Origin of the sequence: Sphingobacterium sp. 2149 (genome assembly GCF_031455655.1) — a bacterium.
In the GTDB taxonomy this organism is placed as follows: Bacteria; Bacteroidota; Bacteroidia; order Sphingobacteriales; family Sphingobacteriaceae; genus Sphingobacterium.
The window spans coordinates 372565-386638 of record NZ_JAVDTD010000003.1; the positions used below are offsets into that span (position 1 = coordinate 372565).

The 14074-nt window shown below is 45.4% G+C and carries 7 protein-coding genes; 3 read left to right on the forward strand and 4 right to left on the reverse strand.

Annotated features, from left to right (window positions below; all coding sequences use genetic code 11):
• Nucleotides 1–29: 29 nt before the first annotated feature.
• Complete coding sequence (locus J2X77_RS06300) at nucleotides 30–5351, forward strand: translocation/assembly module TamB domain-containing protein (RefSeq protein WP_310079712.1); 5322 nt, start codon at nucleotides 30–32, stop codon at nucleotides 5349–5351.
• Nucleotides 5317–7647 carry a BamA/TamA family outer membrane protein gene (locus J2X77_RS06305; RefSeq protein WP_209575063.1) on the forward strand — a complete coding sequence of 777 codons (2331 nt, stop codon included), beginning with the start codon at nucleotides 5317–5319 and terminating at the stop codon, nucleotides 7645–7647. The genes J2X77_RS06300 and J2X77_RS06305 overlap by 35 nt, the downstream gene beginning before the upstream one ends.
• A 273-nt stretch (nucleotides 7648–7920) precedes the next feature.
• Here J2X77_RS06305 and J2X77_RS06310 read toward each other — a convergent pair whose 3' ends face one another.
• Together J2X77_RS06310 and J2X77_RS06315 are read right to left on the reverse strand one after the other, a co-directional pair.
• The gene (locus tag J2X77_RS06310) at nucleotides 7921–8106 is read right to left on the reverse strand and encodes a CsbD family protein (RefSeq protein ID WP_046675215.1); all 186 of its coding nucleotides are present in this window, start codon (nucleotides 8104–8106) and stop codon (nucleotides 7921–7923) included.
• A 94-nt stretch (nucleotides 8107–8200) separates the two neighbouring features.
• Nucleotides 8201–9184 (reverse strand): YihY/virulence factor BrkB family protein, encoded by a 984-nt coding sequence (locus J2X77_RS06315; RefSeq protein ID WP_209575065.1) that lies wholly within the window; start codon nucleotides 9182–9184, stop codon nucleotides 8201–8203.
• Between the two features lie 359 nt (nucleotides 9185–9543).
• Here J2X77_RS06315 and J2X77_RS06320 point away from each other — a divergent pair, with 359 nt between their 5' ends.
• On the forward strand, nucleotides 9544–9999 hold the full coding sequence (locus J2X77_RS06320) for a PA2169 family four-helix-bundle protein (protein WP_209575067.1): 456 nt from the start codon (nucleotides 9544–9546) through the stop codon (nucleotides 9997–9999).
• 155 nt (nucleotides 10000–10154) lie between these two features.
• Here the strand turns inward: J2X77_RS06320 and J2X77_RS06325 are convergent, their stop codons facing one another.
• Both J2X77_RS06325 and J2X77_RS06330 read right to left on the reverse strand, forming a co-directional pair.
• A complete protein-coding gene (locus J2X77_RS06325) occupies nucleotides 10155–12035 on the reverse strand; it encodes a sialate O-acetylesterase (protein ID WP_310079721.1) in 1881 nt (626 codons plus the stop codon).
• A gap of 71 nt (nucleotides 12036–12106) precedes the next feature.
• Entirely contained in the window at nucleotides 12107–14068 is a 1962-nt protein-coding gene (locus J2X77_RS06330) for a RagB/SusD family nutrient uptake outer membrane protein (protein ID WP_310079723.1), read from the reverse strand.
• Between the last annotated feature and the right edge of the window lie 6 nt (nucleotides 14069–14074).

Consider the following 14074-nt stretch of genomic DNA (forward strand, 5'->3'; position numbering starts at 1 on the left):
TTATGTGTAAACTTAAATCAGACAACACATTGAACAGATTTACCCGAATTGCTTTAAAAACGCTATTGTGGATTATTGGCGGAATCATTGGACTCTTCATTCTAATTATCTTTTTGCTGCGCCTTCCCTCGATACAGAATTATATTGCCGGAAAAGTAACCCATTATGTTGAAGGCAAAATTGGCACCCCCGTTAGAATTGGCTATATCAATATTGATTTTCCCAAAAAACTGGTCTTGGAAAACATCTATCTCGAAGATCAGAGTAAGGACACTTTAGTTGCTGGAAAGAGCATTTCGGTGGATATCAATATGCTAAAACTACTGAAAAATACGGTAGAAATCCAAAGTCTAGAAGCTAAGGGTATTACGGCCAAAATCCAACGTACTTTACCCGACAGCGCCTTTAATTTCGATTATATCGTTAAGGCTTTTGCGTCTGAAAAAGAAAGTCAACCAACTGCTGATACCACGTCTGCCCTGTTGTTTAACCTCGATAAAATTAAATTTTCAAAAATACATGTGGTCTATACCGACGAAGTAATCGGTACCGGAGCTGACGTCTATCTAGGCAGTTTAAACACCAATATAAAGAAGTTTGACCTCACGAACAACATGGCCTTTGAGCTGCCAAAAATTCATATCGACGGATTAAATGCCACTGTTAGGCAATGGAAACCCGCCGTAGATGGCTCGGGCCCTTCTGTTGAAGACTTTGGGATCAGCGATAAAACTGCGCAGACGACGTCCCTCCTCCCCGATGTCGGCATCCAAGTGGCAGACCTCAAAAATATTCTGGTCCGATATGAAGATCAGGCCAGCGCACTTAAATCCGAATTTAAGATAAAAAGCTTCCATGCCGACCTCAATAAAATTGATCTGAACAAACAGTTTGTGGATATTCAAAAGCTTGATCTAGACGGGTCGGACAACAATGTCCTGCTGGGAAAAATTCAAAAAGCGTTGTCCGAAGAAGGAAAAGCTAATCCGACAAAAGCCGATGCTGCGCAAACAGATTCAAGTGCGGCTGGAAAAATGAATTGGGTAGTCTCGGCCAAAGACATCCGCATCAATAACACCAATATTCGTTTCAAAGATGACAACCAGCCCCGCATGAAGGGTTTCGATTATTTTAACATCCACATGCCGGGTCTTAAAACGCAACTGACTGATCTATACTATAGCGCCGATTCAATCAGCGGATCATTGAAAGAGCTCGTGGCTTCTGACCATTCTGGCTTCGTTATCAAGCAGCTGAAAGCCGATTTCAACTATACCAATACCGGTGCCGAAATCAAAAACCTATATGCAGAAACGCCGCGGACACTCATACGGGACTACCTCAAACTCAGTTACCCTTCACTAGATCTGATTGCCAAAAAACCAGAACTGATCACGGTGAATGCCAATATCAGCAAAAGCCATATCGATATGCGGGATATCCGGTTTTTCGCACCCTTTCTCGATACCATGCAGGTGATGAAGCCGCTGCTCGACAAGAAATTTTATATCGACACCCGCGTTATTGGCCGTGTAGATGATCTTCATATCCCTACAATCGATTTTCAAACGTTATCAAATACGCGTCTGATCGCCAGCCTCCATCTAAAGGGGCTACCCGACATGAACAAATTGTCGGTAGACCTCAATTTGAAAAAACTGACGACAGGCCGTTCGGATATTGAAAAACTGGTTGCTAAGTCCATGCTGCCGAGTGGTATCGAACTACCCAACACCATCGGCCTAAACGGCACATTTAAGGGCGGAATGAATGCCTTTAACACCAAACTTTCATTGGTAACCGAAAAAGGAACTGCCAAACTCGATGGAAAGGTCCATATGGCTAAACAAGATACCAGCTACGATGCAGCAATCAGCGTCCGCGACTTCAACATCGGTCAGATCATGCAGATGGACAGTACCTTGGGCATTCTCTCGTTTGAAGGAAAAATCAAAGGAAGGGGAACCGACCCCAAAAGACTTATGGCAAACTTTGACGGTAAAGTAAACCGGCTCGATGCCATGGGTTACCGCTATCACGATATCGGCATGAATCTTTCCGCAGATAAAGGTGCTATCAAAGCATCCGTTTTAAGTCCCGACCCAAATATCAAACTGAAACTGAATGCTACGGCGAATACAAGGGCTAAGTATCCCAAAGTGGCCTTTGAACTACTGGTCGATAGCATCAATCTGCAAAAGTTAAATTTAATGCCGGATGCTATCAGCTACCGGGGTAAGCTAAGCGGTAATTTTGCCACTGCTGATCCAAACTTCCTCAACGGTGAAGCACATATTACCAATTCGCTGATCCGATACAACAACGATCGTTATGCGCTGGACTCTGTATCGTTACTCGCCAAGGCCGATACGAGCCGCAACCAGCTGATCTTAAAATCTGATTTTTTGAATGCCCACCTGGTTGGCAAATACAAAATTCTGGAACTGCAAAGTGCCGTACAGGATCTTCTGCAGGTCTATTATAAACCAGAAAAACCCGTTTCGATTCCCCCCTACTCGCCGCAGCTCATCGAATTTTCGGCGCAGCTGACCCGAAATAGACTGATTCAGGATTTTCTTCCAGAACTCACTGAAATGAAAGCTATCAGTTTGGACGGCCTGTTTAACAGTGCGTCTAAAAACCTGTCAGCCAAGTTGGATGCACCGCGCATCGTTTATGGCGGTACAGAAATAAACAATGTAACCCTGGATATCAATAGTCTCGATAGTGCACTCTATTATTCGGCACTCATCAACAAGGTTAAAGTCAGTAGTATTGAGCTGACTAACACTGTTTTCAGCGGAAAGGTAGCTCAAAACATGATTAATATGGGGCTGTGGATCAAGGATAAACAAGATAAAGAGCAATATCACGTTGGGGCAGACATGCAGGCGCGAAATGGACTATTTGAATTCAGTCTGCTGCAGGACGGCTTGATGCTCAACTACGATAAGTGGGATGTAGCCCCCAACAATACGCTGAAATTTGGTAGCGCCGGCCTATTGGCCAACAATTTTGTACTGCGTAACAAGGGCCAAGAATTGCGCATTGCTTCCCAAGATAGCCTATTCAATTCACCGCTAAATGTAGCGTTCAACAATTTCCGTATCGAGACGCTGACCAAAATGGTGATGAGCGACAGTATCGATGTGGGCGGTGGTATTAACGGACAAACCACACTATCACGACTGGAAAGTAGTCCTGTGTTTGTTGCAGATCTTGTGGTAGATAAGTTTTACTTCGGAAAAGATACCGTTGGCAATATCAATATCAAAGTCAATAATGCACGTGAAAACACCTACAATGCCAATGTGAGCATTACCGAAAACGGAAATAATCTCGTTCTGAGTGGAGACTTTATCAATCCACCACAGGGTGATGCCACGCTTGACTTTACTCTGGATGTCGCACCACTAACCATGAAGACCGTACAGGCCTTTAGTATGGGTAACCTGAAAGACGCCAAGGGTAATCTCAAAGGTCAGCTAAAAATAACGGGCTCGCCTTCAAAACCACAGATCAGGGGCGACCTTAATTTTAGGGAAGCCGAGTTCAATGTTGCGATGCTCAATTCACTTTTTAAAGCAAAAGATGAACAGATCCGTTTTGACCAAAACGGTATATCCTTCCCAAATTTCCAGCTGGAAGATAGCAAAGGGAATATGGCTCAAGTTAGCGGTTCGATCCGTACACAGACCTACACCGATTTTGACTTTGACCTCAACATCGCTATGGACAACTTTGAAGTACTAAATTCCACGCAAGCGGACAACGATATGTTTTATGGAAAAATGTATCTTGGCACCAATCTGCAAATCGGCGGAAATCTGGACAAACCAATTGTGGATGGCACCATCAAGGTGCTCGATAGCACCGATTTTACGCTGGTCATGCCCAACAATGAGCCTGGGATGGCCGACCGGAAAGGGGTGGTTGAATTTGTGGACAAACGCGATACCGCAACGGCGAATGCACTTGCCCGACTAGATTCCATGACTGTCACGAAACTCACCGGAATAGACGTCGACCTCAATCTACAGACCGATAAGGATGCCAAGTTTAAGATTTTGCTCGACGCAGGTTCTCAGGATGCCCTCAACATTCAAGGGGAAGCCGAACTGAATGCCGGCGTGGATGCAAGCGGTAAAATTACGATGTCAGGGACATTTACCGTGGAGAAAGGAAGTTATTCATTCAGCTTTGGACCTGTCAGCAGAGACTTTACCTTTCAAAAAGGAAGCACAATAACCTGGAATGGCGATCCTTTGGACGCACAGCTGAACATAACGGCCGTATACACTTTGAAGGCGCCAACGTTAGAATTGGTTGCGCCACAGCTAGGTACCCAAAATGCTAACTTATATAAACAAAAGATTCCATTCGACGTGCTGTTGAAGATCTCGGATCAATTGTTTCAACCACAGCTCAACTTTGATATCGATCTAAATGCCAATAATGCCATTGTATCGCAGGATGTTATCAGTAAGGTGGACAACGCTCTGACGACATTGCGCGATAACCCATCTGATCTTAACAAACAAGTATTCTCGCTGATTGTACTGGGTAGGTTTATGTCAGCCAATCCATTTGAAAGCCTTTCTGGCGGTGGTGGTACAGAAGCACTGGTACGGAATAGCGTCAGTTCGTTTTTGAGTGCTCAGCTAAACCGACTCGCTTCGGATCTGATTACTGGAGTGGAGCTCGATTTCAACCTTACGTCGGAAGACGATTACAGCACGGGCGCGGCACAGACACGTACCGACCTAAACATTGGCGTCTCCAAGATGTTACTCAACGACCGCCTGAAAGTCAGCATCGGATCTAATTTTGAGGTAGAAGGAAATTCCCGTCCCGGGGAGGCTTCCAATAACATCGCAGGTGATATTCAACTGGATTACCAACTCTCTCAAGATGGACGCTACTTTGCGCGCTTCTACCGTAAAAATCAGTATCAGGTTACCCTACAGGGGCAATTTGTTGAAACCGGAATCGGATTCATTATCAACATGGACTACAATAGATTTAAGGAGATCTTTATGCGCTCCAAAAAATTGAAGGAATTTTACGATACTGGTAGCAAGAAGTTTAGGAAACGCTTTGATGTGGACCGTATGGAGCAGGATTCGGCGTATCGCGACAGCGTTAGAACAGTGATACGCGACAGTCTAATGCTTCATAGCCCAGAATACCGCAAACGGATTGAAGAGCAGAAAAAAGAACAGCAACGCCGCCAGGAGGTGGATAGCACAACAAATAGGACGCAAAAAAATAATGCGCCGAAACATTTAGATACGATTAAAACTACAGCGATTAAAAATGAAGATGAGGAAAGGGCTTACCATGCAAATTAAATTACAATGGCTTATGGCCTTAGTGACAATAGGGGGACTAATTGCTGCTTGTTCTTCGACTAAGAACCTGCCTGAAGGTGAGAGTTTATATGTCAAGGGGAATGTCAAGATAGCATCGGATACCATTTCAAAGAAAAACAAAGAAAAGCTGGCGACCTATTTGGCAGAGTCGCTTCGCCCCAAGCCCAATAAGCGGGTATTGGGAATGCCCTACAAGCTTTATTTCAATAACATGGCCGGTGATACCGCCCAAAGCAATTTTATCAAACGATTTCTCAAAAAGATCGGCGAAGAACCGGTGCTGCTAAGCGATGTAAACCGAGAATACAATGAGAATCTTCTCCGCAATAGACTGGAGAATATTGGTTTTTTCAATGCAGAAGTCACCTCAGACACCATCGTCGAAAATAAAAAAGCTACGGTAGACTATACTGCCACCCCTAACTTGATTTACCGCATAAAATCCGTCACTTTCGACGTCGACAGCACAAGCCAACTCGGCCGCGATATTCGGGAGACCTCAAGCGCGAGCCTCTTGCGGGTCAATAACAACTATAGTCTTGACGTGGTGCTCAATGAAAGGGACCGCATCGACAATGTATTGAAAAACAAAGGCTATTATTACTTTAGTCCAGACTACATCCTCGTGCAGGTAGACAGTACAATCGGCGACCACAAGGTCAACCTCTATGTGACGGTCAAAAAAGAAACGCCTGAGCAGGCGCGGGTCCCTTCCAAGATTAACAAGATTTATATCTACCCCAACTATAACGAGACCGGGACGGGATACCAACGTTCGGCCAGAAATGCTGAATTATTCGACAGCAGTTATTATTTTATCGATCCAAATCATACCTTTCGCAAACCCGTTATTGCGAACCACATCTTTTTCAAAGAGGGCGATCTGTATAACCGGGATAACCACAACAGGACCATCAGCCATCTCGTGAACCTGAATAGCTGGAAATTTGTTAAAAACAACTTTGTAGATAGCAAAGAGGTGCCCAATGCGCTGGATGTTTACTATTACCTTACACCGTTGCCCAAGAAGTCCATCCGGGTAGAGCTACTGGGCAAAATGGCCAGCGTGTACAACGGGACCGAAGTCAATGTCAACTGGACCTTGCGCAACGCCTTTAAAGGTGCCGAAAAGCTTAATATTAATGTATTCGGAGGTTACGAATTACAGACGGGTGGCAATGCTGATCTCAACTCCAGCTATTTCCGCTACGGTACCGAGGCTACTTTGACTTTCCCCCGCATACTAACGCCATTTGGCACCATCAATCCGTCGCGCCAATTTATTCCGAATACCTATATCAAAGCACGTTACGAATTTTTAAATCGGAGAAAAGCCTATACCCTCAATTCCATTGCTTTGGACTATGGATATACCTGGCAGGAGAACGAAGAGAAACAGCATGATCTGGCATTGATGGAAATTACCTATGTGCAACCGCGGGGTATTTCAGAAAGTTACAAAAATCAGATGGATACCATTCCCGCGCTACGCCATGTGATAGACCCACAATTTACCATTGGTCCCAACTATAATTTCACCTTTCAGAATACCATGAAAAAACATCTACAGAACACCTTTTATTTTAAGGGAAATCTGGACTTTTCCGGCAATATTCTGGGGCTGATCAAAGGCGCGGACTTTAATAAGGGCAAAACCTTTAAACTCTTCGACGCGTACTTTTCGCAATATATCAAAGCAAGTGTTGACGGCAGGCATTATTTCAAGCTTAGCGAAAATTCACAGCTTGCCTCGCGGGTAAGTATCGGGATGAGTTACTCGTATGGCAATTCGCGTTCCCTCCCTTATTTGAAACAATATTATGTGGGCGGACCAAATAGCATCCGTGCCTTTGGTGCGCGTGCAATCGGACCGGGTACCGTGGCACCAGAACGTCTTGGTAATGGCCTTTTTTACGCCGATCAGACGGGTGATATCAAACTGGAGCTCAATACCGAATACCGCGCAAAAATTACTGGCCCAATACATTGGGCAGCCTTTATTGACGCTGGGAATGTATGGCTTCAGCGTGAAGATGAGACCAAACCGGGAGGAAAATTTAGTAAAGATTTTCTCCAGGAGCTTGCTGTGGGCGGTGGACTAGGATTACGTTTCGACTTTACCTTCCTGATCCTGCGTACCGACTTTTCTATTCCACTCCGCGTTCCTTACTTACCGAAGGGTGAGCGCTGGGTGTTAAAGGATATCGATTTTGGAAGTTCCAGATGGCGTAAAGATAATTTGATGTTTAACCTTGCGATCGGTTACCCATTCTAAGGGATGGGGATTGTTTCAAGCAGCTGAGCGCTATAAAGCCTAATTTCTATGCTAAAGCAGCTAATTAAGGCGTCGAAGGAAAAGAATGCGGACGATCTTTCGCCCTTGATGCTGCCGACGCTTATTGTAGGACTTTAGCACTACGATCTATTCCAACAGTTTCGCAGTTCTCGTGAACTGAAGTCTTTAAAGCAGTTATGCTTTTTAAAAAAAGTGTCCATAAAAAAGGCGGATAACATTGCTGTTATCCGCCTTTACCATAAAAACACTATTCTACAAACCGTTCAACCAGCTATTAACCTCATCTTGTGTTTTTCCTGTTTTCTTTTGAAGTTTACCTACCAATTCATCTTCTTTACCCTCTGCGTATAGTAAATCATCATCTGTAAGATCTGCATATTGCTGTTTTACCTTACCTTTAATTTCGTTCCAACGACCTTTCCATGTTAATTCACTCATAATATTTTCCTTTCGTTTTTTATAGATATAACAGCCTACAGCTACAATCGTTTTAAAAAAAATGTTATCAAATGTTAAAAATATTCCCGCTCTTTTACTCCGTTGTATCGATTGTCGTTTCCTCTGCATCCAGCGGTGCTGGTGGGATCTCATCGACATTGCGTTCAATCTCCTGTGTCTCGACATGTACCGCAAATTCAGAAGGTTCTATGGGGATAGCCATCTCTGTCGCATATTCCCGCGTAAAGATCGCCCCAAAATAAAGAATTGCCGCCGTATAATACACCCAAAGCAGAATAAGCACAAATGAACCAGCCGCGCCATAGGTATCCTGAGTCGCTGATCGTTCCAAATAGATTCCGATCAGGTAGCGACCGATGACAAATAAAATGGCCGTAAACAAAGCCCCTGCGCGCACGGTCTTCCATTGGATCTTTACATCCGGCAAGGTTTTAAAAATAACGCTAAAGAGCACTACAATGACGATAAAGGAAATGGCAAAATTGATTACATTCATCAACACAACAGTGATATCTGGAAAATAGCGTTGCAACTGCCCTGTCAAGGCCAAAATTATTCCATTGATAATCAATGTGACGACTAATAAAAAGCCCAGTCCGATCACAAGCGACGATGACAGCAATCGATCCTGAATCATTTTTAACCATCCTTTCTTGGGTTTTGGCCGCACGTGCCATATTTTATTAATGGAATTTTGCATATCGCCAAAAACAGTCGTTGCACCGATAATTAAGGTCACAATACTAATGACCAGTGCCATGTTTGACTTGCCCGATAATTGGAGGTTTTGGATGACCTCTTCGATCTGTTTAGCGGCATTGTTGCCTACCAATCCATTTAGTTCGTCAAAGACTTTTCCCTGAATTGCTTCGGCTCCATAGAATATTCCTGCCAATGAAATCATCAAAACCAAGATTGGGCCGATGGAAAAAACGGTGTAGTACGATAGAGACGCACTATATTTCATCGAGTCTTCATTCGTAAATCCGGATACGGTATTTTTTAATATCGTCCAATAGGTCTGTAGCTTGCTTTTCTTTTCCTTTTTTACATCCATTGTATTTAGTGTTTTTAAGAAATAAACCCTTTAACGAAGCAGAACGTTTGTTTTTATGAGAAAATTTTGCATATCCTACGCCTTTATACAGGGTTAGCATACGGAGCGACGACTATCATTCGAATTAAAACCACTCAAAATCAAGTACTAACACTTTTTTTATTATCATTAAAGAAATAAAGAAAAACTAATGATTAATCTTTCGTGTTCCTCTTTACAAATAGCACAGGAAGGGCGATAGCACAAGAAGGAAGACTGCATGGTAAGGAAGACTGCACAGGAAGGATGATAGCAACAGGAAGGATGATAGCATGGGAAGAAAAACAGTATAACGGAAAACAAAAAGCATAAAGGAAAAAATGAAAAGTAATCAGAACGACCCTAATATTTTAAATGACCTTATTAAAATCAACAATGACCGCATCGAAGGTTACGAGCTTGCCATTGACTTAGCCAATGAGCAGGGTGAAGGTGCCCATGAGGCTGTGTTCAAAGAACGTATTGCGCAGTCCGAAAAGTTTATCGCTGAACTCACTCCTTTGGTTGAGCTTGCCGGTCAATATGCGACGGACCGCACCAAATTGAGCGGCGAACTTTTTCGGCTATGGATGGTGATTAAATCAAAACTGTCGCGCGGTGATTTACAGGATTTATTGCAGCAATGCGAGCGTGGGGAAGCTGCTTTCAGCGAGGTCTATACCAAAGCGCTCGAGGAAGCGGATAAGTTATCTGTGGGTGCTAAAAATCTGATTCAGATTCAACTCAGCCAGCAGCGGGAAGCGCATGAAAATATTAGAATTATGCGTGATATCTAAATCCAACGTTATTAAAAAGTTATTAAAGAGAAAGACTGGCCCATACACGGGTCAGTCTTCCTTTTTAATGTACCATGCGCTGCACAACGAATCAACTCCTTCTGTATAACGTCATCCGGGCTTAGGTACGGCTTACCCGTTAGCTCAGGTATGGCTCACCAATTATCTGTTCTAAATGGGGAAGCCAACAAATCTTCTTTGTTTACGAGGTTTGCATCGGCTGGATTATCAGCCCATGCATAACGTACGGCTACGGGATGGGATATATCCGGATGGCTAACAACGACTGTATTGCCGCTAATAACCGCATTTGCCCATCTAAATTGGCGGTTCTGTCCCGCAAGAGCAAAATGTTTTAGCACCTTGCCATCTCGGATCGCTAAACCACTTCCGACGTTGGTAAAAAAGATTAGGATTTTGTCCCCTTTGACTTCCATACGCTGATAAGATGGTCCTGCGCTGACCAATTTTTCACCATACACCAACTTGCGGGCAGCTAGCAGTAGCCGTGCAGCAAGGTCGTTTTTATTTAAAGGATGGATATCATTCCATTCACCAATATCGTAGTTGACTGTTAGCGCCGTATAGGGAACCTCTTTCGCTACTTTAAACTGTGCCTCCCGTATGCTCGCCCATCCCGATTCAGATGGACGTTCTTGCTGACGCATGTAGTTGGGCAACTGTACGAGCAAAAAGGGCAGCTGAGGCCGATTTAGTATGAGCCGCCAGTCTTTGATCAGCAGCTTAAGGTACTGTTCGTAGTCCTGGGGCGCATCTGAATTGGCTTCGCCCTGATACCAGATCACACCAGTCACTTCCACATCCTTCAATGGGTAGATCATACCCTGATAGAGCGTTGACCCGACTTCATTTTTATTTTTAAGTCGCGCGCGATAACTTTTGGATAACTCCAAATCCACTCCGACCCGGTATTTCCATTGCCCTGCCAAATTGATTTCCTTATCATTTACAACCAGTTTATAGGACTTGCCCGCTACAAATCCGCCATTCCCACTATTTGACCGAAGGCGTATTGTAACCAGATTTGAACCTTCACGTAAAATGCCCGCTGGCACAGCATACTTACGCGGTGGATACATATAGCCTGTGGCCCCCACAAAATGTCCGTTTACAAATACCGAATCGCTGTCGATCATGGTGCCTAGATAGAGCATTCCGTATCGACCTGATAGGTCGGCGGGCAACTCAAACGACTTTCTGAAATATAGTACGCCCTTGCTATCCACTTGCTGCTCGCGCCACAAGCCCGGCACCGTAAAGGTGGGCCAATTGCTATCGTCCCATTCGGGTTTTATCCAATCGTTGATACCTTGGTCACGTTCGGCGAAGCGCATACTGTCCAGCGCTGGACGGTCGAGCAGCAGCTTCGGAAATTCCTTTAACTGCTCTTGGCTGATCCAGCTTTCGATGGTAGATCCGCCGAGGCTGGAGACAAGCATCCCGACGGGTACGCCATTATGTGCATAGCTCTGCTGCGCATAGAAATAAGCCAGTGCGGTCCAATTCATGACTTCCGAAGCTACCGCGGAGCACCACCGCCCACCACTGGCAATTTCGCTTCGGTTTTCTAGCGCGTGCTGTGTTGGCACCTTAAAATAACGGATCATATGGTTGTTGGATGCGTTAATCTCCGGAAACCGTTCGACCAGCCGAGCGATCGGCGTCTCCATATTGGATTGTCCCGAGCAGAGCCATACGTCGCCAATCAAGATATCCCGGACGGTAATTTCATTAACCTGTAGCATATAAGGACCACCCGCCTTTTGTGCGGGTAGCCTAACAGCCCAGTTGCCTGTAGCATCCGTCTCCGTCAGATAGTTTTTATCCCGGAAACGTACTGTTATTTTTTCACCAGGGTCTGCCCATCCCCAAATTTTCAGTTCCGTATCACGCTGCAATACCATGCGATCCGCAATCAGTGCGGGAAGCCGTATCGCTGCGAAAGAAACTCCGGCACAGAAGAGTAATGCTAACGATAGCAGAACAACACAAAATCGTCCTCTTTTTATTTTCATGCGATGGAATAGTATAGCGACAGAGGCATTGCGCCTGCCATCCTACGCGGATGGCAGGCGCAGCACGCCCATTAATTATAACCGGGATTTTGATAAGCTGCTTTTTCAGCTGCCGACATATCCATAGCATCCAGCTGTCCCTGCGGAATAGGTCGCAGATAATGAAAAGGCTGTATGGATCGGGTAAAGGTCGCCGCTGTGTGGTCGCCAACATTAGAACCTGCAATGCGGTAAGTTTTGGCCATATCAGACCAGGTTTGCGTACGCACCAGATCATACCAGCGATAGCCCTCGCCATAATACTCACGAGAACGTTCTGCCAGGATGTAGCTGAGTGTGATCTGCGCCGGTGTTGCTGCGATCATGTCGTCACGATGGTTGGCTTCCTTGGCCATGTTTCCATTGTTGTCCCAACGCCATACCCCCGCACGACCGCGAATGACATTGACCAGATCCCGAGCACTTTTGCCGGCTTTGGAAGTAGCTCCTTTTACCGCTGCTTCGGCAGCGATAAAATATAACTCCGAGAACTTGGCAATATTGAACGGCCGGGTGCTGCCCGCGTTAGGCTGACCCAGACCATTCCCGTTGTCAGTACGGTAAGGTCCCAACTTCCAAAGCCCCGGATAAACGCGGCGGCTGATGCCCTCTGGAGAGATCACATAATCCGCACGACCCGGCAATACCCCAGCGCCGATACTACTCTTATAGGTTTTATTGTCGTAGTTGATAGGCGTCTGCGGTTCTTCATTCAAGAAAGTCAAGATCGCTTCCTTTGGTTTGACGGGCATATTGTTGGCATTGAACAACGAAGGATTGCTAATATTGGCCTTATCCCAGTTGCCCCGGTATACTGTTGTAAAGGTGCCGTCGTAACGCGAGTCGTTGGTTTTATCGGCAAAGGTTTCGGTGACCACATTGATGGTCGGTGCCATCCGTGTCCAAGGACGTCCCAGTGCTTGTGCTGCCTCCCGTTGTACCGAATTGACGAGGTCGGCTGTAGCCCAGGCCGTTGTTTTCGAACTCGTCAGCGAAGGGTAGTTCCAGGTCATCATCCAGCCCGCAAAGTTATCCGGTGCACCTCCGCTTCCATAGCTGAGACTTCCGCCATTGTACAGTTCACTGCTCTCGGTATGATCGGCAAAGAGCAAGATTTCGTTGTTCCGGTCATTGGTTCCGACATTCACATCATAAAACGTGGGCTGCAAAGCAAATGGCCCTGGATTTTCTATTGCGTCAACCGCTATGTCGTAAGCCTGCTGGAAATACCATGCACTGGTTTTACCATCAGGATCCGTGCGCGCGGTTTCGGGATAAGTAGGTATATTTTTAGGATTTTCCAGCCACCAAGCATAGGTCAGATAGGCCTTTGCGAGATACAAGCGGGCAACAGTTTTGGTCGCAGCGCCTTTTAAGCGCGGTGATTCTGGCAAATCGTCAATCGCCTGTAGCAGATCGGGAAAGATGGCGCGGGTATACACCTCAGCGACAGTATTGCGTGTTGATTTGCGCTCTACAGACGTACTATATTTTAGTTCGCCCCCACCCAGGTCGAGCGGCACACCACCAAAGGTCTGCACGAGCAGGAAATAGTCAAATGCGCGAAAAAAATGTGCTTCGGCAATGATAGCCGGCGAAGTACCTACTGCTGGTGCATTTTCGATGATGCCCGAAGCCATGTTGATGTTGGGCAGGGCGGCCTGCCACGCCACATCCGCCCGGCTATTTACAGCCGTCATGGTACTGAGACCTGAAAAGTCCATCACCTGAAAATTTTCGTCGGCGCTTTGGGCATATGTCACTTCATCTGTCCCTGTTAGACAGGCATTGTAATAATACGCCTGTCCATATATGTTGCGCAGGTGGGCATAAAGTCCCACGATACTGTTATTGATACCATTTGCTGTCTTAAAATCACCCGGTGTAAAGATTCCCCTGGGCTGTTCATCCAAAAATTTGGAGCAGCTGTTCATGCCGAGCATGAGTGAACCGACGCATAGTCCTATAATAAGTTTTGAATTGAAAGTTTTCATGCCTGA